This is a genomic window from Streptomyces sp. NPDC059875, assembly GCF_042731085.1.
Classification (GTDB): Bacteria; Actinomycetota; Actinomycetes; order Streptomycetales; family Streptomycetaceae; genus Streptomyces.
Map to the genome: position 1 here is coordinate 25,978 of NZ_JBHWJZ010000046.1, position 20,830 is coordinate 46,807.

Sequence of the window (20,830 nt, forward strand, 5' to 3'; positions counted from 1 at the left end):
AGACAATGCAGTCGAGACACACGGGGGGCGTCCTGCTCCTCGCCGGGGCGCTGCTCGCGCTCTCCGGTCCGATGGCCACGACCGGCGCGGACGCGGCGACCCCGCGGACCCCCGCCGCCCCGACCACCCCGAACGCCCCGGACGACGGTCCCGACCCGATCGACTTCGCCGTCGTCGTCGACCAGTCGGCGAGCCTCGCCGACAAGGACCTGGCCCTCGAGACGGAGGCGGCCGCCCTGCTCAGCCAGGGTGAGATATCCGAACGCTCCCGGGCCACCGTCATCGGCTTCGGCAGCTCCGAGAAGGCCGGCCAGTCCCCGGTGCGCGAGGTCTGCCCGCTCACCGTCGCCGACGCGGCCGGCCGCCAGCGGCTCAGCGACTGCGTCCCCCAGCTGACCCGGCGGGACGCCGCCCGCATGGGCCCCGGCACCGACTTCCCCGCCGCGATCCGCCAGGCCGTCGCCCGGCTCACCGAGAACGGCCGTAGGGACACGCCCAAGGTCGTCTTCCTGCTCACCGACGGCAAGCTCGACGTGAGCGACAGCCCGGAGTACGGCACCGACAAGGCCAACCGGCAGTCGAACGGCGAGAAGCGGCTCGCCGAGGAACTCGCCCGCGCCCGGGCGGCGTCCGTCCAGGTCTGGCCGCTGGGCTTCGGTGGCGAGATCGACCGCGCGGCGCTCACCGCCATGGCCGAGGGCGGCCACCGCGGCCGTTGCGCCGACCTGCCCGAGGCCACCCCCAGGATGCGGGTGGTCGACACCGCGGCGGAGATCGACAAGGCGCTCCAGGAGACCTTTGCGGCCGCCCGCTGTGCGCGCATCGCGCACGGCACCGTCGGCAAGCCGCCGGCCGATCTGTCCGTCACCATCCCGCCCATCGCCACCGACGGTTCCCTCACGGTCGCCAAGCACGACCCCAAGGTGCGGGTGACCTACTACGACCCGAGCGGCCGCAAGGTGGACACACAGGGCGAGTTCGACGGCTCCACCTTCGAGGTCAGCGGTCAGGACGGACCGGTCGAGGCGCTGCGGGTCAAGAACCCGATGCCCGGCCGCTGGCGCGTCCACATCGAGGCCCCGGAGGGCCACCGGGACCGCGAGGTGGCCGTCCGGGCGATCTGGCAGGGCCGGCTGCGCTCCGAGGTCACGGTCGACCCCGCCTCGCCGCGCGCCGGCGAGGAGGCCGTCGTGGAGGTACGGATGCAGACCCGGCGCGGTGTGGTCATCACCGACCCCGCACAGCTCCAGGGCGTCACGGTCTCCGCCGTGCTGAGCGGCGAGGGCTTCGCCCCGGTCACCGTCCGTCTCGCCGACGACGGGAAGGCCCCCGACCGCAGGGCGGGCGACGTCCGGTTCACGGGCCGGATCACCGTCCCGACCTCCGCCACGGGAGCCCTGCAGCTCGTCGCGGACATGGCAGCGCCCGGGGTCACCTCCGACCGCCGCGTGCACCACCTCCGTACGACGGACGGCACCCCCGCCGTCACCGCCGGGCTCACCGTCGACCGGGTGACCGTGCATCCCGGGGCCACCGTCCGGGGCACCCTCGACGTCACCAACAACGACAGCGGCCCGCACCGACTGAGCCTCGCCCTGCGGGACCAGGCGGCCGGCTCCGAGCTCACGCTGTCCCCGGCCACGGTCACCGCCGAGGCGGGGCGGCGCACCCGCGTCGACTTCACCGTCACCGTGGGCAAGGGCACCCCCGTCGGCGAACTCGGCGGCCAGGTCGAGGTCCTGGACACCGGGGACGCCGGACGGGTCCTCGACACCGCCTTCCTGGACGTCCGCGTCGAGGCGCCCCCCACCTGGTGGGACCGGTGGTGGTGGGCGGTGCTCGGCGGGGCCGCGGCCGTCCTGCTCGCCGGCGCCGTCGCCGGCATCCGGCTGGCCGCCCGGCGCCGGCGCAAGGACCTGACCGGGGTCCGGCTCGAACTGCTCCGCGACGGACAGTCCCTCAGCACGCTCACCGTCCGCAGCGGCCAGAGCGTCGGCGGCGAGTACCTCTTCACGGTCGAGGAGGCGCGCGGCGCGGCGCCCGCGCTCCGCCGCGCCCGCGGGGCGTCCTCGGCCCACCGGCTGCGCCGTACGGGCGGCGGCGAACTGCTGCTGCGCCCGCACGGGGGGCGGGAGTTCGGCGTACGACCCGGGGTGCCGGCCGGGCTCGACGACTTCGAGCTCGTCGTCGGCGACGGCCGCCGCACCGGCCGTGCCGGACAGCCCGGACCCGGCCGTTCGGACGGCCCGGGCGGCATCGGCCGCTCGACCGGCACCGGTCGAGCGACGGGCTCGGGCCGCACCCGCGGTGCGGGCGGCTGGCGCGACCGTGTCACCCGCCGCACCCCCGCCCCCGGCGACCGAGAAGCAGGCCGCGGCCGCGACGGCGACCGGAGCCGTACGTCCTCCGGAACCGACGCGGGCCGCCCCGAGCAGCCCACGACCACCAGCACATGGGACCCGAACTTCTGACCGGACCACGCACCACAGGGTCCCAAGGGGAGACACGACATGAAGATCTACCAGCCCATGCTCTTCGTCGGCCTCGGCGGCACCGGCGGACGCATCGGCAGCGAACTGGAGCGGAGCCTGCGCAGGGAACTGTGCGGCCCCGACGGCACCGACCTCGTCGACGGGGGCAAGCGACTGCCCTTCCAGCTGCCCGAATGCCTCCAGTTCGTGTACGCCGACTTCAGCGAGGGCGACCTGCTGCGCCAGCCGCAGTTCCGGGCCAAGGGGTCCGAGGGGCAGGCCTTCGCCCGTACGTCCAGGATGGTCCGCGACCTGCTGCCGGCCGAGTTCGACTCCTCACCCGAGGTGACCCGCATGCTGCGGATCGCCCTCCACGAGGAGACCCGTTCGTGGCTGCCGCCCCAGGTCCGTCAGCCCCGCGTCGCGCCCCTGCACGCGGGCGCCGGCCAGCTGCCGACCGTGGGCCGCGCCGCGCTGTTCGCGACGATGCGCTCCGGCCTCGAACCGGTCCTGCGCCAGTTGCGCGAGGCGATCAGCGCCATCGGCACCTCGGCCGGCGACCTCCAGCGGGTCGGCGGCGGCCGGATCCGCGGCTGCGACGTCTTCGTCGCCTTCTCGGTGGCCGGCGGCACCGGAGCCGGGATCTTCTACGACTTCCTCCATCTCATCGGGCACGAGTTCCGCCACGCGAAGGTGCGCGGCGTGAAGATCTATCCGCTGGTCGTCATGCCCTCCGCGTTCCCTCCGGAGGCGGGCGGGGGCCGCGAGGCCGAACTGAACGCGGCCCGCGCCCTGGTGGACCTCTCGCGGCTCGTCGACGACCAGAACGTGCCGAACGCCCTCGACGAGGTCGGCGACGTCGCACAGCGGGGCCGCATCGGCGTCCACTACCCGGGGGAGGGCGTCGTGGCGCTGCGGCCCTCGACCGTGCAGACCGCCTTCCTCTTCTCCAAGCCCTCCGTGATCCGGTCCGAGGACCTGCGGCGCTCCATCACCGCCATGGTGATGTCCCTCATCGGCACCGAACTCAGCGAGGACACCGGCGGCGCGGGCAACCGCGGCGAGGACGACTACCAGTCCTTCGCCGCCAGCTTCGTCAACAAGGCGGTGGAACGGTCCACCCCCGCCCGTACCGGCATCGGCTACCGCGGCATGTCCAGCAGTCTCGCCGCCTCCCTCACCGTGCCGGTCGACGACCTCGCCGAGATCGTCGCCGCCCGCCTCCTCGCCCAGGCCGTCCGCGGCATGACCGAGAAGGCACGCCGGCCCTCGTCCGAGGCTCCCGAGCTCGTACGGGAACTCTTCAACCGCTCCGGCGTCGGCCGGCTGTGGACCCGGGAGGCCCCGGACGTGCCCGACCCCGAGGAACTCCCGCGGGGGAGCCGGGCGATCACCAAGGCGCTGCGCGACCGGCTCGGCGACATGCAGGACTCGCTCGACCGTCTGGAGACCAACCTCGACCGTGAAGTCCCGCGCCTCATCGAGGAGTTCAAACCGAGCGCCGGCGCCCGTGAACTGCTGGACAAGATCGGGCCCTTCCAGCTGGAGGCCGTCCTGAACGGGCTGCCCGGCCACCCCGAACGGATCGCCAGGGAGGGGTTCACCGGCATGCTCGACAACCGCCGCAACGAACCCGAACGGCCCTCGCACGTCCAGACCGCGGCCCCCGTGATCCCGCACATCAGGCGGACCGCCGCCGGCCTCGTACCGGCGCGATGGACGGATCCCGACGTACAGGACGCACTCGGCGAGCAGCAGGACTGGTACCAGTGGCGGGCGCGGAAGCTGTGGCACGGCGCCTGGCAGGCGGGCGAGCCGCAGTGGCGGGACCCGCTGCACCGGATCGTCCACGACCTCGGCGAGCTGACCAAGGCGCTGCGCGCCCACGAACAGGACGAGGGCCGGCTCTTCGCCGACCGCAGGCGCGAGCTCTACCGCGACGACCGCACCGGCATCACCTATCTGCTGCCTCCGCAGAACAGCCTGCGCGCCTTCTACGACGACGTCCTCGACCGGCTCGCGCAGAGCGAGCGGCTGCCCGAGAACGTGGACGCCGCCACCCTCCTGGGCCGGCTGGTCCGGCCCGAGGACTGGCGCTCGGCCCTGGACGCCGTCCGCCGCTCGCCCGGCGCCCCGGTCAAGGAGATCAAGCAGGTCGTCGAACAGCGCGTCAAGCGGCTCTTCGGCGAGGCCAACGAGGACCGTTACACGCGTCCGCTGCTGCCCTCGATGGAGCTGCTGCTGCGGGCCGCGTCCGGCGACGAGTCCGCCGAATCGAAGATCGACGTCCGCTGGCTCGAGCAGTTCAGGTCCGGTCTCGCCGGGCTGCTCCCGGTCGGCTTCAGCCCCGACGGCAGCGGACCCCTGAAGATCCTCATCGTGCATCCGGCGAGCGAGTCCGACGCCCGCGCGGCCGACTACCTCGCCGAGGCGCTGAACCTGCCGGCCGGGGCGACCCAGGAGTACCGGGCCGTGGACACCGACTCCCTCACCGTGGTCCTTTTCCGCAGCGGGATGAACCTCACCGACATCTCCGAGGTCCGCAGCGTCCTCAAACTCTGGGCGGAGGCACGGGACTCGGCGGGCGAGGACGACTTCCTGCACTGGCGGCAGCGGCTCGGCTACCAGGACGACTGGCTGGTCTCCACCGAGGAGGACCGGCAGCGGATCCTGCACCGGCTGCTCAACGCGATGTGGAACGGACACATCACGATCGAGGGCCCCGCCGACTCCCCCGAAACGGTCCGGATCCGGCTCCAGGAGGGCGAGTCCGCGACCATGTCGCTGCGCCTGGAGGGCTTCGACGGGGCGCTCTCCAGCTGGGCAGGGCTGCTGCGCGCCTACGAGCGCTGGGCGCTGCTGGACGAGGGCCGGATCATCGAGGAGTTCTGCGAACGGCTGATGCGCGCGCTGCCGAAGGGGCTCGCCCGCACGCCGGTCGGCCCCTCGCCGCTCTTCGTCCACTTCGTCGAGAAGGTCGCCCCGCGCCAGCTCGTCCGGATCGAGGAGATGGCCGCGGAGTACGGGGAGGAGAACGCGGAGTGGCTCGCGCCGCTGCGCCACTTCTGGGAGGTGACCTTCCCCGGCGCCCTGGACATGCGCTTCTCCGGGGCGGGCCTCGCCACCCGCCCCACCCTGCGCGCCCTCTTCGACCGCCACGCCCCGGCCCCGGCGCCGGTCGCGCCCCCCGCGCCGGTCACGGAGCCCGTACGGGAGGAACAGCCGCCCCACGCGTACGAACCGCGGACGTCGTACCTGCCTCGACAGGCGCCCCAGCCGGACCCCGCGCCCGGGCCGGCGCGGGAGTCCGAGGACACCCGCAACCCCTGGGCCATGGACGGTGAGGAGGAGTGAGCCCGCGCGCGACCCCGGACCACCCGGTGCCCGGCCATGCCGTGTGCCTCGATCTGCGGGACGGAGGGCACGACCCCGACGGCGCCGTGCGCACGGCGCTCGACGCCCCGCAACCCAGGGGCGGCGAACGACGGTTCCTCGTCCTCGACGACGCCGACCGGCTCGTCGCCCATCAGCTCCTGTACGAACGCCTGTCGTCCCACGGTCCCGCGCGGGTCGTCTGCCTCGCCGTCGGAGCCCCCGGGCAGCGGGTCCTGCGCCGCTCGCTGGCCCTGCGGCCGCCGGGAGCCGGTGTGCTGTGGCTCCTCGACGACCCCGACGAGGGCGCCCTGCGGCCGCTCGTCGACGTCCTGTCCACCCCCGAGGTGTTCGACGCCGTGCTGCGGGCGCTCGCGGACGTGGTGCAGGGCGTGGCCGTCCCCTCCGCCCGCGTTCTGGAGCACGATCTGACCGACGAGGCCCGTGCGCGCTCCTGGCGGCAGGCGGTGGAGGGGCTTGCCGGACCCGACGTCCCGGCCCAGGCGCCCGCCGCCGAGACGGTGCCCGGCGAACTCGCCCTGCTCCTGGACGAGTCCGTCCCCCGCTCCCTCTCCGATCACGACTGGCTTCCGGTCCGGGGGCGGGCCGGAGCGCTGCTGCGCGCCTGCGAGGAGGCTCTGGACGACGCCGTCGAGGGCCATGCGCGGGTGCGGGGGCCCGCCGGTCTGCTCACCGGGTCCGGCCGCTCGCTCGACCTGCCCGGCGACATCGAGCGGGTGGCGGGCGCCCTGGCCCGGTTCCGTACCGCCGTCGCCGACGCGTTCGCCGCCGCCGGCGGCACGCGGCTCACCGCCGAACACCGCGGGAACCTCCGGGACCGGGGCATCGAACTGCCCGAGATGCCACGGGAGATCTCGCGCGCGGGGATCGTCCCCGCGCTCCGCGACCACACCCACGATCTGATCGGGCGACGGCTCCCGCTGCGGTCCGTCGCCGCCCGGCTCGCCGCCCTCTCGGCGCGCACCGCTCCGGCGGGCAGCGCAGCCCGGCTCGCCCGGCTGGACGAGATCTGCGGCCGGGAGAAGATGAACCGCCTTTCCGCACAGCATCCGTTCATCGCCGGAGGCTCACGGTCCGTGGCCGCGGCGGTCACCGCCGTCCTCGCGTTCCTGGCGGGACTCTGGCACGGCGCCGGGTGGGCCCTCGGCCCCGCCGTCGGGGTGCTGAGCGCCTTTCTCGCCCATCTGATGCTGCGGCGCAGGCCCAACCGCTCCCCGGACGGACGGCTCGACGGCGGAGGCAGCACGGGCGCCGCGCCCCGGCTCCTCGGCGGCCTCGTCGGCGGGGCCGCCGGAGCGGGCGTGGGCCAGCTGCTCGGCCTTCCGCTCTGGGCGGGGGCCGTGACCCTGACGGTGGCCGTGGCCACCGTCGTGGCGCTCGCGCTGCGGGACTGGAAGCGGGCCGTGGACGACTGGTGGGCCCGGGTGGACCCGGAGAGCGCGGGCCGGGTGCTGGGGGAGATCCACGCCCTCGTCGTCACGACCGCGGTGCACGACTGGCTCTTCGCCGACGTGCGCCACCACTGCTCGGACGGGGCCGGAGCCGTCGCCCGGCTCCTGCGCGGTCTCGCGGCCACCGCGGACGCGTACGGGTACGAGGACGGCGGGGAGAAGGAGGAGCCCACGAACACCCCGGTGACCGGGGCCGCGGCCTGGAACTGGCAGGACTGGGCGGACAGCGCGGGGGACGACGCCTGGTCCGACGTGCCGGAGGACCCGCCGCCGGGCACCGGCGGTCGCCACACCGCCTTCCCGGACCCGGCGCCGGACCGGGCCTCGCCCCCGGGTCCGGACCCGGCGCCCGCCGCCGCGCCACCCGTCGCTCCGGCTCCCGCCACCGGCCCACCGACCTTGGGTTCAGCGCCCCCCTGGCTGGAACGCCGGTACGGCGACGGGGGACCGGCCCTCGTGGACACACTCGTCGCCGACCTCGTCGACGGCACGGTACGCATCCTCGACAGCTGCTGGGCCGGGATCGAACGCGATCCGGCGAACGCCGGCCGGTTGCCGCTCGACGAGCGGCTGACGGAACTGCTCCACGAGACGCGCGTCCGGCTGGAACGCGACGTGGCCGCCTCCCCGCCGCCCGGCGGCGCGGACCGGGGCGAACGTCAGGACCGGGGCGAACGCCCCGACGCCGCCCGGCTCACCGGAGTCGCCCCGGACGCGGTCGCCCGGCTGCTCGCGGCCGACGACGACCCCGACCGTACGGTCCCGCTGTGCGGCCCCGAACATCTGCGGATGCTGTCCCACGACCCCTCGGCGTCCCGCCAGGTCCGCTTCGTGCCCGAGGCGATGCGCCGCGGTGCCACGGGCGACGACATCTGGCGGGGCACGGCCGAGGACGTGGTGTGGACGCGCGCGGGACGCCACGCGGGCATCCTGCGGCTCGTACCGCTGCGTGGCGACGTGGTGCGCATCGTCAGGGAAGAGGGGGCGGGAGCGTCATGATCGACACGGAAGCCGCACAGCGCCCCGGGCCACAGGAGGAGCTGGAGTTCTTCACGCACACGGAGGAGCAGATCAGGTTCGCCGTGCGCTACGGAGAGGACCGCAGGCTCCCCGGCCGCCCCGGTGTCCTGGCCCGGCACGTCACGCTGAGCGCGGGCTGGCCGGTCCTCCAGTTCCGGCTGCCGCTCTCCGCACAGGGCGACCCACGGGCGTACGGGATGCTCGAACGCGAGGTCTCCGCCGCCGTCGCCCTCGAACGGCGTTACGGCGCCGAGAAGTTCGGCGAGGTCTTCACCCGGGTGATCGGCTTCGACCTGGAGTGCGCCGAGCCCTTCGTCCTCTACCGGGTGCCGGGCGGCACCCCGCTCGCCGAGTGCCGGGACCGCCTCGGCGGTGACGAACAGCAGCTCGTCATCGCCCAACTCGCCCTTGCCGTACGTCTCCTGGGCGAGGCCGAGCTGGTGCACCGGGCCATCGCGCCCGACACCGTCCGCTGGGACGGCACCCATGTGCGGCTGTGCGAGCCGTACGCGGCGCTGCGCGCCGGCGAGGCCCGCGAGGCGTTCGGCGCGGCGCCGTGGGCCTCGCCCGAGCAGCGGGCGGGCCGCGGCGCGGCCGACACCCGCGACGACCTGTGGTCGGTGGCCAGGCTCGGCTACTACCTGCTCTCCGGCCACCCCGACAGGGGCGAGGGCCCGCCCGAGGACCTGGGCGACTACCGGCGCCTCGCGGCGCTCGAACAGAGCGGTCTGTTCGCCACGGAGGCGGCTCAGCGGCCGTCCCCCGCCGAGTTGATGCGGCTGCTCCACGTCCCCGATCCGCTCGCCACGGCGGTCGGCACCGCCGATCCGCTCAGCCGGGGCCGCGCCGACTTCGACGCCCAACTCGCCCGCAAGCGCGAGGCGTCGAGGGCGACCGGGCAGAGCCAGGACGCGCTCCAGTACGGCCCGGGCACACCGTACGAAGGTCCACGGAACCCGTACGAGGGCCCACGGAACCCGTACGGGGGTCCACGGAACCCGTACGAGGGTCCACGGGACGCGTACGACGGTCCGCGTAAATCGTACGACCTGGTGTCGCCGAAGCGCTCCCTGCGTTCCCGGCTCTTCGGCGGCGACGACCCCGACCCGAGCCCGGCCGCGAACCCTGCCGCCCCGGCGCCGACTCCCTCGCCGCCGCCGACGCGGGGACGGATGTGCCCGCACTGCCTGCTCCCCGTCGAATACGACGAGAGCCTGCTCGTCACGATCGACGCCAAGGGGAACCGGATCCCGCTCGACCTCAGCGGCGAGCACCGTCCCGCGCACCGGCAGGACGCGCTGCGCAAGGCGTACCACCTGTGCCCGCACGCCGGCGCGGGCGACGAGGCGCACGAACTCCCGGTGCCCTACCTCACCAACGGCGAGCCGCTGTCCATCGCCTTCGTCGGCAGTTCCGCCGCGGGCAAGACTCATCTGCTCGCGGCGATCCTCGGCGAGGTCGAGCTCGGCGGTCTGGAGCCGTACGGCCTGAAGTGTCTGCCGCTCAACCCCGAGGCGCACCGCACCTATCTGCGGGAGCGGGTGCAGAGTCTGCAGCAGGGGCGGCAGCTGGGCCGTACGGGCCAGCAGACCTTCGCCCGGTTCGCCGACGGGCTGCTGGTCTCCGCGCGCGGCGCGCTGCCCCGGCCCGTCGTCTTCTTCGACCTGGCCGGTGAGGACCTCGCGCAGGACGGGGAGGTCACCCGCTTCCTGATGGGGGTCGACGCCTTCGTGTTCGTCCTGGACCCGCTGCGGGCGCTGCGGTTGTCGTCGCTCGACCCGGCCCGCGAGGAGAACGGACTGCCGCGCCGGGACCTGGGCGACGAGGCGTTCACGACCGTCCTCAACCGGATCCCGCGGCAGAACAGCGGCCTGGTGGGCGCGCCGGCGACGATCGCCGTCAACAAGTCCGACCTGGTGCGGTTCGAACCGGCCGTCGACCGCTGGCTGGGCCGCGCGCTGCCGCCGCGGCTCGACCGGGAGGCGCTGCGCGCCGAGAGCCGGGACGCCTACGCGTTCCTCTCCCATCACGCGAGCCCGGCCTGGCTCAAGCCCTTCGACGACTGTGCCCGCTGCACGCTGCACTTCGTCGCGGCGACGGGCGGGCAGGCGAAGGGGGACCGCTTCCCGCACGGGGCCCGGTCGCGCCGGGTCCTCGCGCCGCTGCTGTCCATCTTCGCCATGTGCGGGCTGCTTCCCGAGGCGGAACCGAGCGAGGGGAGAGCCTGATGGCGCGGTCGGAGAACGAGGTCGACCAGATCGTCTTCCGCTGGGACAGCGACAACCTCTCGGGCAGTACGGGGTTCGGCCCCGTGGCCTGGTCGGCGTCGCGCGAGGAGGTGGAGACGCTCTTCGGGATCTTCGGCGCGCTGCTGCGGGCGAGCGGCGAGGAGACCCGGCCCGCGCTGCTCCGGCTGCACCAGCGCGCGGGGGTCCTGCTCATCCGCCGTACGCCGTGGACGGACCCCGGGGGACGGTCCTCCGCGATCTGCCACGCGCTCGTCGGACCGCCGGAGCTGCTCGACCCCGCCACCTGTCTCGGGCTGCACGCTTGGAACTGGGAGGGCGCCGCGCTTCCCCTGGCCGACGTGCGCGGCCCGCTCCCCGTCGTACCGGCACAGGCCCTGGTGCGCGCGGCCGGGCGGGGGTTCGGGGCCCTCGACCTGCCGGGGGTCGAGGCGGAACTCATCGGGACCACCGCCGAGTTGCTGCGGAACCCGAAGGCGAGGTTCACCCTGCTCGACGAGCGGGGGGACGCGGCGCCCGCCGTGCTGTGTGGGCTGCACGGGATGTTCGGCGGGCTCTTCCCCGACCGGCGCTGGACCTTCGCGAGCCACGACACCCTCGAACTGCCCGCGCTGCGCTTCGTGTTCGTCGGCAAGTGGGCGGGGGCGGCGAGCCGGAACACCGACCGCCGACGCGTCGATCCACGCGAACGCCTCGGCGACCGCGCCGAGGACATCGCGGCCCGGCTCGTCCACCACCACCTGCGGGCCCGGTCCGAGGGCGCGACGGTCGCCGACGCGCTGTGCGCGGTGCCGGGCGCGGACCACCTCCCCTTGCTGGAGACGGCGGAACGGGCCCTGACCGCCCTCGACCACGCGTCGTCGCGCCGGGAGACGTACGACGACCCGAACCCGGGCCGCGGGGTGGCCGTTCGCGACCCGTGGGGACCGGAGGGCGCTGGGGATCCGCCCCGTGACGACTCCGCCGCCCGCGCGCCGCGGGTGTCCTGGGACACGGGGGTGCCCCCCGCACCCCACGACTCGCGATCCCGTGTACGCCGGGAGGATCCCGCCCCCGCAACACCCGGCGACGGCCGCGAGACCGGCGACCCGCCGCGCGAGGCGCGAGCCGTCGAACGCGACGGCCCGCGCCCGCTCTCCGAGGGCGAGGGCGGGGCCCGCCACCGCGAGGGCCCCGAACCCCGAGGCGGCTGCGAGGGCGCCGGGCCGTACCGCGAGGGCTCCGTGCCCGGCGGCGCGCGCCCGCTCTCCGACGTCGGCGAGGGCGCGGCCCCCCACCGCGAAGCCCCCGAACCCCGGGGCCCCCGGGAGGGGGGTGACGTCGAACCCGACGTGTTTCGTGGGCTCCACGAGGAGCGCGACGCGCGCGCCCGCCGCGAGGCCACCGAGCCCCGCGGCGCGCGCCCGCTCTCCGACGGCGGCGCGGCTGCCGGTCCGCACCGAGAGGGCCCCGAGCCCCGCAACCGCGGTGAGGCCTTGGGGCCGTACCGCCCGGGTGTCGTGCCGCCCGTGCCGCGGGATGCGCCGGTCGCGGGCCGGGCGCTGGGCCACGATTCCGGTGGGGTGTCCGTCGTGGACGCGGTGTGGCACGGGCCCGAGGGTGGGGCGCGGCGGCGGGTGCCGCGAGTGCGGCGGCGGGGGCGGGTCGTCGAGACCGGGCTCGTACGGCGGCTCGCCGCCGCCGGCGACGATGCCGAGGCGCGCGTGCGGGCCGGTGGCGACGGGGAACTGCTCGACGCGCTGCGCCGACCCCAGCCGTACGCCGTCACCACCCTGCTCATGCACGAGGTCGCCCGGCGCCTGCCGTCCTGGGACCCTCGGCTGCGCAGGGAGTTCCGGGACCTCGTGATCGCCCAGGAGCTCTTCGTGACGGCCCCCCGCTCCACCCACCACGGCGAGCCCACCGAGGCGGAACGTGCCGCCAACGCCGCCGCGCTCCACCGCTGGGCCGTCCGTCCGCTCCTCGACGAGGGCGACGTCCCGGCCGGTGCGCTCGCGGCGCTGTTGTCCCGGCTCCGGTCGAGCCCGCTCCCGGCCGCACGGTCCGCGTTCCGGCAGATCGTGGACGACGAGCGGCCGGGGCTCCCCGAGGGCGTCTGGCGGGCGCTCCTCAGGGAGGCCTACGCCCAGCCCCCGGCGCCCCGCCGCCCCGCCCCGGCCGCTCCGGCCCCGGTGTCGCGGCCCGCACCACCCCCGCCGCCGCCCCCACGCCAGGAAGCTCCCCCCGCCCCGTCCGCCGGCGACGACCGGGTCATCGTCTTCGTCATCGTCGCGGTGCTGGCGCTCCTGGTGATCTTCATCATTTCGTACTACATGACAGGGGACGGCTGACCGCTGCGAGAACCACGCGCGAGCCGCCCGGCTCCGTCAGGATGGGCGCATGGGATTCCATGTCGACTCCGAGACCGGGCGGCTCCGCCGCGTCATCCTGCACCGGCCCGATCTGGAGCTGAAGCGGCTGACACCCTCCAACAAGGACGCTCTCCTCTTCGACGACGTGCTCTGGGTCCGCCGGGCCCGGCAGGAGCACGACGGATTCGCCGACGTACTAAGGGACCGGGGCGTCGAAGTCCATCTCTTCGGGGATCTCCTGCGGGAGTCGCTGGAGCTGCCCGCCGCCCGCAAGCTCGTCCTCGACCGGGTCTTCGACGAGAAGGAGTACGGGCCGCTGGCCGCCGACCATCTGCGCGCGGCCTTCGACTCCCTCGACGCCGCCGAACTCGCCGACGCACTGGTCGGCGGGGCGACGAAGCGGGAGTTCCTGGCCGCGCACCGCGAGCCGACCTCGGTCCGGTTCCACGTCATGGACCTGGACGACTTCGTGCTGCGGCCGCTGCCGAACCACATCTTCACCCGGGACACCTCCGCCTGGATCTACGACGGTGTCTCCATCAACGCGATGCGCTGGCCGGCCCGGCAGCGCGAGACGGTCCACTTCGAGGCGATCTACAAGCACCATCCGCTCTTCACCGGCCCCGAGGCGGGCAGCTTCCACCTCTGGTCGGAGGGGCAGTCCGACTATCCGTCGACGATCGAGGGCGGGGACGTCCTCGTCATCGGCAACGGCGCCGTGCTCATCGGGATGAGTGAGCGGACCACCCCGCAGGCGGTCGAGATGCTTGCCCGCGGCATGTTCGCGGCCGGGTCGGCCCGGACGATCATCGCGCTCGACATGCCGAAGCGGCGGGCGTTCATGCACCTCGACACGGTGATGACGATGGTCGACCAGGACACCTTCACGCAGTACGCGGGGCTCGGCATGCTCCGCTCGTACACGATCGAACCGGGCGACGAGGGCCAGTCGTTGCGGGTCACCGACCATCCCCCGGAGCACATGCACAGCGCGATCGCCGCCGCGCTCGGGCTGCAGGACGTCCGCGTCCTGACGGCGACGCAGGACGTCCACGCGGCGGAGCGCGAGCAGTGGGACGACGGCTGCAACGTCCTCGCCGTCGAGCCGGGCGTCGTCGTGGCGTACGAGCGGAACGTCACCACCAACACGCATCTGCGCAAGCAGGGCATCGAGGTGATCGAGATCCCGGGCAGCGAGCTGGGGCGGGGCAGGGGCGGCCCGCGCTGCATGTCGTGTCCGGTGGAGCGGGACGCCGTGTGAGGCCGGTCGGGGCGACGAGTGGGCGCCAGGTCTGTATAGCCATACTGGTTAACGTATAGACTTCCAGTCGTCACGTTCGTCGTGCCGCTCGTCGTCACGTTCGTCGCCCCGATTCGCCGCCCCCGACCGTACCCAGGAGCACCCCATGGCCACCGACCTCATCGGCCGCCACTTCCTCAAGGAGCTGGACTTCACCGCCGAGGAGTTCCGCGGTCTGATCGGCCTGGCCGCCGAGCTGAAGGCGGCCAAGAAGGCTGGTGCCGAGGTCCAGCGGCTGCGCGGCAAGAACATCGCCCTGATCTTCGAGAAGACCTCGACCCGGACCCGCTGTGCCTTCGAGGTCGCCGCCGCGGATCAGGGTGCCTCCACCACGTACCTCGATCCGTCCGGTTCGCAGATCGGGCACAAGGAGTCGGTCAAGGACACCGCCCGCGTCCTCGGCCGGATGTTCGACGGCATCGAGTACCGCGGCGACAGCCAGGCGCACGTCGAGGCGTTCGCCGCCCACGCGGGCGTCCCCGTCTTCAACGGTCTGACGGACGACTGGCACCCCACCCAGATGCTCGCCGACGTCCTGACGATGACCGAGCACACGGACAAGCCGCTGGACGCCGTCACGTTCGCCTACCTCGGCGACGCCCGCTTCAACATGGGCAACAGCTACCTGGTCACCGGCGCCCTCCTCGGCATGGACGTGCGGATCGTGGCCCCGGAGGCGTACTGGCCGGCCGCGGAGATCGTCGCCTCCGCGCGGAAGCTGGCCGAGACGAGCGGCGCGACGATCACGCTCACCGAGGACGTCGCCGCGGGCGTCCACGGCGCCGACTTCGTCGCCACCGACGTCTGGGTCTCCATGGGTGAGCCCAAGGAGATCTGGGACGAGCGGATCGCCCACCTCGCCCCGTACTCCGTGACCATGGACGTCCTGCGCGCCACGGGGAAGGCGGACGTGAAGTTCCTGCACTGTCTGCCGGCCTTCCACGACCTGGGCACGGCCGTCGGCCGTGACATCCACGCCCGGCACGGACTGACCGAGCTGGAGGTCTCCGACGAGGTCTTCGAGTCGGAGCACTCCGTCGTCTTCGACGAGGCCGAGAACCGGATGCACACGATCAAGGCGGTCCTCGTCGCGACCCTCGCCGGCGCGAGCCCGGGCGCCGAATAGCGATACGTCCGATTGGGTGTATATGCGCACCCGTGGTTACCATCGGATCGAATGGTGGGGTTCGAGCTCGCACGCTCGGACCCCACTCGCATGCGCGCGACCTCGCGCGGGCTCGATCAGAGATGAGAACCACCGCATGTCCCCGTCCGCGTCGCGGATCAAATCCCCCCAGCAGTTGATCGCCGAATCCGGCGCGGACCTCGAGGGCCACGGCCTCAAGCGCACGATGGGCCTCTTCCAGCTCGCCTGCTTCGGCGTCGGCGCGATCGTCGGCACCGGCATCTTCGTCGGCCTCTCCGACAGCGTCGCCGAGGCCGGCCCCGCCGTCGTGATCTCCTTCGTGCTGGCCGCGATCACCTGCATCTTCACCGCACTGTCCTTCGCCGAACTCGGCAGCGCGATCCCCGTCTCCGGCTCCTCCTACTCCTTCGCCTACGCGAGTCTGGGCGAGCGCGTCGCCTTCCTCGTCGGCTGGTGCCTGCTCCTGGAGTACGGCGTCTCGGTGTCCGCGGTCGCGGTCGGCTGGAGCCAGTACCTCAACGAGCTCCTCGACAGCCTCATCGGTCTGCAGCTGCCCACCGCGCTCTCCGCCGGTCCCGCCGACGGCGGCGTGGTCAACCTGCCCGCGGTGGTCGTCATCCTCCTCGCCGCCGTGCTGCTGGTGCGCGGGGTCCGGGAGAGCGCCCGGGCGACGGCCGCGATGGCCGTCCTCAAGATCGGGATCCTGATCCTCTTCTGTGCGATCGGCTTCACCGCCTTCCAGGACGGGAACCTCTCGCCGTTCGCCACGCACGGCGCCGCCGGGATCACGGCGGGAGCCTCGGTGGCCTTCTTCTCGTACATCGGCTTCGACGCGATCACCACCGCCGGCGAGGAGGTGAAGAACCCCCGCCGCACCATCCCCCTCGCCATCCTCATCTGCATCGGGGTCGTCACGGTGTTGTACGGCGCGGTGGCGCTCTCCGCGATCGGGGCGCTCGGCGCCGACGACGTCGCCGGCCAGCCGGCCGCGCTCTCGCTCGTCGTCGACCGGGTCACCGGGTCGACCATCGGCGGCGGCGTCATCGCCTTCGGCGCGGTCGTCGCGATCGCGTCCGTCGTCCTCGCGGTGATGTACGGGCAGACCCGCATCCTGATGTCCATGTCCCGCGACGGACTCGTCCCGCGGGTCTTCGAACGGGTCTCGCCGAAGAGCGCGACCCCCGTGGCCAACACCTGGATCGTGGCCGCCGTCTTCGCGGTCCCGGCCGCGTTCTCCTCGCTCGACGTCGTCGTCGGGCTCACGACGATCGGCACGCTCGCCGTCATGGCCGTCGTGAACGTCGCGGTGATCGTGCTGCGCCGCCGTGACCCCGAGCTGCCGCGCTCCTTCCGGGTGCCGCTGTACCCGCTCAGCCCGGTGCTCGGCGTCGGCTTCTGCCTGTATCTGATCTGGGGCACCGGCTGGGAGACCTGGCTGCAGTTCGCGGTCTTCCTGGCCGTCGGGGCGCTGGTGTACGCGGGCTACGGGCGCCGCAACTCGCGCCTGGTCGCGACGGCGCCCGCGCCGACCGCTACTCGGTCGGCCGCCGCTCCGTCGGCCGATCCGGCGCCGGCTGCTCCCGCGCAGGCCGACGCTGTTCCGGCCGACGCTGTGCCGGTACCGCGGGAAGGGTGAACCAGACCGCCTTGCCGTGCGCGGTGGGGCGGTGACCGCAGTCGCTGCTGAGCGCGCGGATGAGTAGCAGGCCGCGGCCGTGCTCCTGCCAGGGGTCCGGCCGCTCGCCCGGCTCCGGGCCGATCAGTTCGCCGGGGCGGGCAGGGCGCCGGTCGTGCACCTCGACCTGACAGCCGCCCGGCAGCAGCTCGACGACCAGCTCGATGGGGTCCTCGTCGTCGGTGTGCTCGACGGCGTTGGCGACGAGCTCGGCGGTCAGCAGCTCGGCCGTGTCGCTGTCGGCGGGCGCGTCGAGATCCGTGAGTGCCGTACGGACGAGGGCGCGGGCGATCGGCACGGCGGCGGTGGTGTGCGGAAGCTGGATGCGCCACGTGGTGGGCTCGCCGGCTTCGACCATGGCAGCGTCCGTTCGCAGGGGATGGGGGAGGGCGGACGACGCGATGGCGCGTCCCGAGACGTCCTGCTTTCAACCTTACGAACCGTAAAAGCGGAATCCATGGGCACCCCCTCCCTTGCAGGAGGGTCCAGGGTCACCCGCTGGTCGGGACCTTCGGCCGGGTCGCCCCGCCTCCTCCTCTATCGCGCACTCGTGACGACAGTCACAATGCGGTGATACGCTCCGAACAGGAGGAAGGGAGGCCGTCCCGTATGAGCCCCTTTACCGGCTCCGCACCCCGCACCGAGCGCTGGCACCATCTGCGCCTGGCCATCGACGACGGTGTCGCCACCGTCACCCTCGCCCGCCCCGAGAAACTCAACGCGCTCACCTTCGGCGCCTACGCCGACCTGCGCGATCTGCTCGCCGAACTCTCCCGGGAACGCGCCGTGCGCGCCCTCGTCCTCGGCGGCGAGGGCCGCGGTTTCTGCTCCGGCGGCGACGTGGACGAGATCATCGGCGCGACGCTCTCCATGGACACGGCCCAGCTGCTCGACTTCAACCGGATGACCGGACAGGTCGTCCGGGCGATCCGGGAGTGCCCCTTCCCGGTGATCGCCGCCGTCCACGGCGTCGCGGCCGGGGCGGGCGCCGTCCTGGCGCTCGCCGCGGACTTCCGGATCGCCGACCCGAGCGCCCGCTTCGCCTTCCTCTTCACCCGCGTCGGGCTTTCCGGCGGCGACATGGGCGCGGCCTATCTGCTGCCCCGGGTCGTCGGCCTCGGCCACGCCACCCGGCTGCTCATGCTCGGCGAGCCCGTCCGCGCGCCCGAGGCCGAGCGGATCGGCCTGCTCAGCGAGGTCACCGAGGAGGGCGGCGCCGACGCACGCGCCGCCGCACTGGCCCGCCGCCTCGCCGACGGACCCGCCCTCGCCCACGCCCAGACCAAGGCCCTGCTCACCGCCGAGCTGGACATGCCGCTCGCGGCCTCCGTCGAGCTGGACGCCGCCACCCAGGCGCTGCTGATGAACGGCGAGGACTACGCGGAGTTCCACGCGGCCTTCACCGAGAAGCGGGCCCCGAAGTGGCGGGGGCGGTGACGGTGGTGCCCGGGACTCGCGCATCGGAGCCTCCCACCCCATCGGAGCCCCCCACCCCCGCTCCGCTGCGCGTCGCCGTCGTCGGCGGCGGCCCCGGCGGGCTGTACGCCGCGGCGCTGCTCAAGCGGCTCGACCCGGCGCGCGAGGTCACCGTCTGGGAGCGCAACGCCCCCGAGGACACCTTCGGCTTCGGCGTCGTCCTCTCCGACGAGACCCTCGGCGGGATCGAGCACGCCGACCACGCCGTGTACCGCGCCCTCCAGGACGCCTTCGTCCGCTGGGACGACATCCACATCGCCCACCGCGGGCACCTCCTCACCTCCACGGGCCACGGCTTCGCCGCCCTCGGCCGCCGTCGGCTCCTGGAGATCCTGCACGCCCGCTGCGCCGAGCTCGGCGTACGGCTCCGCTTCCGCACCGAGGCCCCACCGGCCGCCGAACTCGCGGCCGAACACGACCTGGTCGTCGCGGCCGACGGGGTCCACAGCAAGACCCGCGACGCCCACGCGGACGTCTTCCGGCCCACGCTCACCACCCACCGCTGCCGGTACATCTGGCTCGCCGCGGACTTCGCCTTCGAGGCCTTCCGCTTCGAGATCGCCGAGACCGAGTACGGCGTGATGCAGCTCCACGGCTATCCCTTCTCCTCGGACTCCTCCACCGTCATCGTCGAGATGCGCGAAGAGGTCTGGCGGACCGCCGGCTTCGACGAGCTCGACGAGGCGGAGTCCACCGCCCGCTGCGCCAAACTCTTCGCCGAGGCGCTCGGCGGCCGGGCCCTGCGCTCCAACAACTCCTCCTGGACCGCGTTCCGCACCGTCGTCAACGAGCGCTGGTCCCACGGCAACACCGTCCTCCTCGGCGACGCCGCCCACACCGCCCACTTCTCCATCGGCTCCGGCACCAAACTCGCCGTCGAGGACGCCCTCGCGCTCGCCGCCTGCGTCGAGGAGCAGCCCACCCTGGGCGATGCGCTCGCCGCGTACGAGACGGAGCGGCGGCCCGTCGTCGAGTCCACCCAGCGCGCCGCCGCCGCGAGCCTGCGCTGGTTCGAGGAGCTCGACGGCTACGTGGACCAGCCGCCCCGCCAGTTCGCCTTCAACCTCCTCACCCGCAGCCGCCGCGTCACCCACGACAACCTGCGGCTGCGCGACCCCGCCTTCACCGGCTCCGTCGAGCGCGACTTCGGCTGCCCGCCCGACACCCCGCCGATGTTCACCCCGTTCCGGCTGCGCGGCCTGACCCTGCGCAACCGGGTCGTCGTCTCGCCCATGGACCTGTACGTCGCCGAGGACGGCCTCCCCGGCGACTTCCACCTCGTCCACCTGGGCGCGCGGGCCCTCGGCGGCGCCGGGCTCGTCATGACCGAGATGGTCTGCGTGAGCCCCCAGGGCCGGATCACCCCCGGGTGCACCGGCCTGTGGACCGACGAGCAGGCGGCGGCCTGGAGCCGGATCACCTCCTTCGTCCACGCCCAGGCGCCCGGCACGGCGATCGGCGTCCAGCTCGGCCACTCCGGCCGCAAGGGCTCCACCCGCCGCATGTGGGAGGGCATCGACCAGCCGCTCCCCGACGGCAACTGGCCACTGACGGCCCCCTCACCGCTCCCGTACCGCCAAGGCGTCAACCAGATCCCGCACGCCCTGGACCGGGCCGGGATGACCGCCGTACGCGAGGAGTTCACGGCCGCCGCCCGAAGGGCCGCCCGTGCCGGCTTCGACCTGCTCGAACTGCACTGCGCGCACGGCTATCTGCTCTCCGGCTTCCTCTCCCCGCTGACCAACCGACGGGACGACGCGTACGGCGGCGCGCTCGCGAACCGGTTGCGCTTCCCGCTCGAAGTCTTCGACGCCGTACGGGAGGTGTGGCCGGAGGACCGGCCGATGACCGTCCGTATCTCCGCCACGGACTGGGCGGAGGGCGGCACGACGGCCGAGGACGCCGTGGAGACCGCCCGCGCCTTCGCCGCCCACGGCGCCGACGCGCTCGACGTCTCCACCGGCCAGGTGGTCCCCGAAGAACGCCCCGAGTACGGCCGCTCCTACCAGACCCCGTACGCCGACCGGATCCGCAACGCGCTCGCCGTCCCGGTGATCGCGGTCGGCGCGATCTCCTCCTGGGACGACGTCAACTCGCTCCTCCTGGCGGGCCGCGCCGACCTCTGCGCCCTCGCCCGCCCGCACCTCTACGACCCCCACTGGACCCTGCACGCGGCGGCCGACCAGGACTACCAGGGCCCCGCGGCCCCCTGGCCCTCCCCGTACCGCGCGGGCAGCCGCAAGCCCCCGACGGGCCGGACGGACGCGCCGAAGCCGCGACTCCGTCTGGACTGACGGTGG

General features: G+C 73.9%; 11 protein-coding genes. 10 read left to right on the forward strand and 1 reads right to left on the reverse strand.

Annotation, left to right across the window (positions count from 1 at the left end; genetic code table 11):
- Window positions 1-5: 5 nt before the first annotated feature.
- The 8 genes from ACFV9D_RS34960 to ACFV9D_RS34995 all read left to right on the forward strand — a co-directional run bounded on the left by ACFV9D_RS34960 (window position 6) and on the right by ACFV9D_RS34995 (window position 17,015).
- Window positions 6-2,471, forward strand: coding sequence for a VWA domain-containing protein (locus ACFV9D_RS34960; RefSeq protein WP_385155647.1), 2,466 nt, complete (start codon window positions 6-8; stop codon window positions 2,469-2,471).
- Between the two features lie 39 nt (window positions 2,472-2,510).
- Entirely contained in the window at window positions 2,511-5,825 is a 3,315-nt protein-coding gene (locus ACFV9D_RS34965; protein WP_385155650.1) for a tubulin-like doman-containing protein, read from the forward strand.
- Complete coding sequence (locus tag ACFV9D_RS34970) at window positions 5,822-8,314, forward strand: hypothetical protein (protein ID WP_385155653.1); 2,493 nt, start codon at window positions 5,822-5,824, stop codon at window positions 8,312-8,314. Before ACFV9D_RS34965 ends, ACFV9D_RS34970 begins: the two co-directional genes overlap by 4 nt.
- Window positions 8,311-10,563, forward strand: a complete 2,253-nt coding sequence (locus ACFV9D_RS34975; protein ID WP_385155656.1) for a hypothetical protein — start codon at window positions 8,311-8,313, stop codon at window positions 10,561-10,563. Before ACFV9D_RS34970 ends, ACFV9D_RS34975 begins: the two co-directional genes overlap by 4 nt.
- Window positions 10,563-12,911, forward strand: a complete 2,349-nt coding sequence (locus tag ACFV9D_RS34980; RefSeq protein WP_385155659.1) for a hypothetical protein — start codon at window positions 10,563-10,565, stop codon at window positions 12,909-12,911. Before ACFV9D_RS34975 ends, ACFV9D_RS34980 begins: the two co-directional genes overlap by 1 nt.
- A 49-nt stretch (window positions 12,912-12,960) precedes the next feature.
- Window positions 12,961-14,193 (forward strand): arginine deiminase, encoded by a 1,233-nt coding sequence (locus tag ACFV9D_RS34985; protein WP_385155662.1) that lies wholly within the window; start codon window positions 12,961-12,963, stop codon window positions 14,191-14,193.
- Window positions 14,194-14,338: 145 nt separating this feature from the next.
- Complete coding sequence (gene argF, locus ACFV9D_RS34990; RefSeq protein WP_385155665.1) at window positions 14,339-15,358, forward strand: ornithine carbamoyltransferase; 1,020 nt, start codon at window positions 14,339-14,341, stop codon at window positions 15,356-15,358.
- Between the two features lie 136 nt (window positions 15,359-15,494).
- The gene (locus ACFV9D_RS34995) at window positions 15,495-17,015 is read left to right on the forward strand and encodes an amino acid permease (protein WP_385155668.1); all 1,521 of its coding nucleotides are present in this window, start codon (window positions 15,495-15,497) and stop codon (window positions 17,013-17,015) included.
- Here the strand turns inward: ACFV9D_RS34995 and ACFV9D_RS35000 are convergent.
- A complete protein-coding gene (locus ACFV9D_RS35000) occupies window positions 16,912-17,412 on the reverse strand; it encodes an ATP-binding protein (protein WP_385155671.1) in 501 nt (166 codons plus the stop codon). The two genes, ACFV9D_RS34995 and ACFV9D_RS35000, sit on opposite strands and share 104 nt — an antisense overlap.
- Before the next feature lie 251 nt (window positions 17,413-17,663).
- Here ACFV9D_RS35000 and ACFV9D_RS35005 point away from each other — a divergent pair, with 251 nt between their 5' ends.
- A complete protein-coding gene (locus tag ACFV9D_RS35005) occupies window positions 17,664-18,491 on the forward strand; it encodes an enoyl-CoA hydratase family protein (RefSeq protein ID WP_385155674.1) in 828 nt (275 codons plus the stop codon).
- 5 nt (window positions 18,492-18,496) lie between these two features.
- The gene (locus tag ACFV9D_RS35010; protein WP_385155677.1) at window positions 18,497-20,824 is read left to right on the forward strand and encodes a bifunctional salicylyl-CoA 5-hydroxylase/oxidoreductase; all 2,328 of its coding nucleotides are present in this window, start codon (window positions 18,497-18,499) and stop codon (window positions 20,822-20,824) included.
- The last annotated feature ends 6 nt before the right edge of the window (window positions 20,825-20,830 follow it).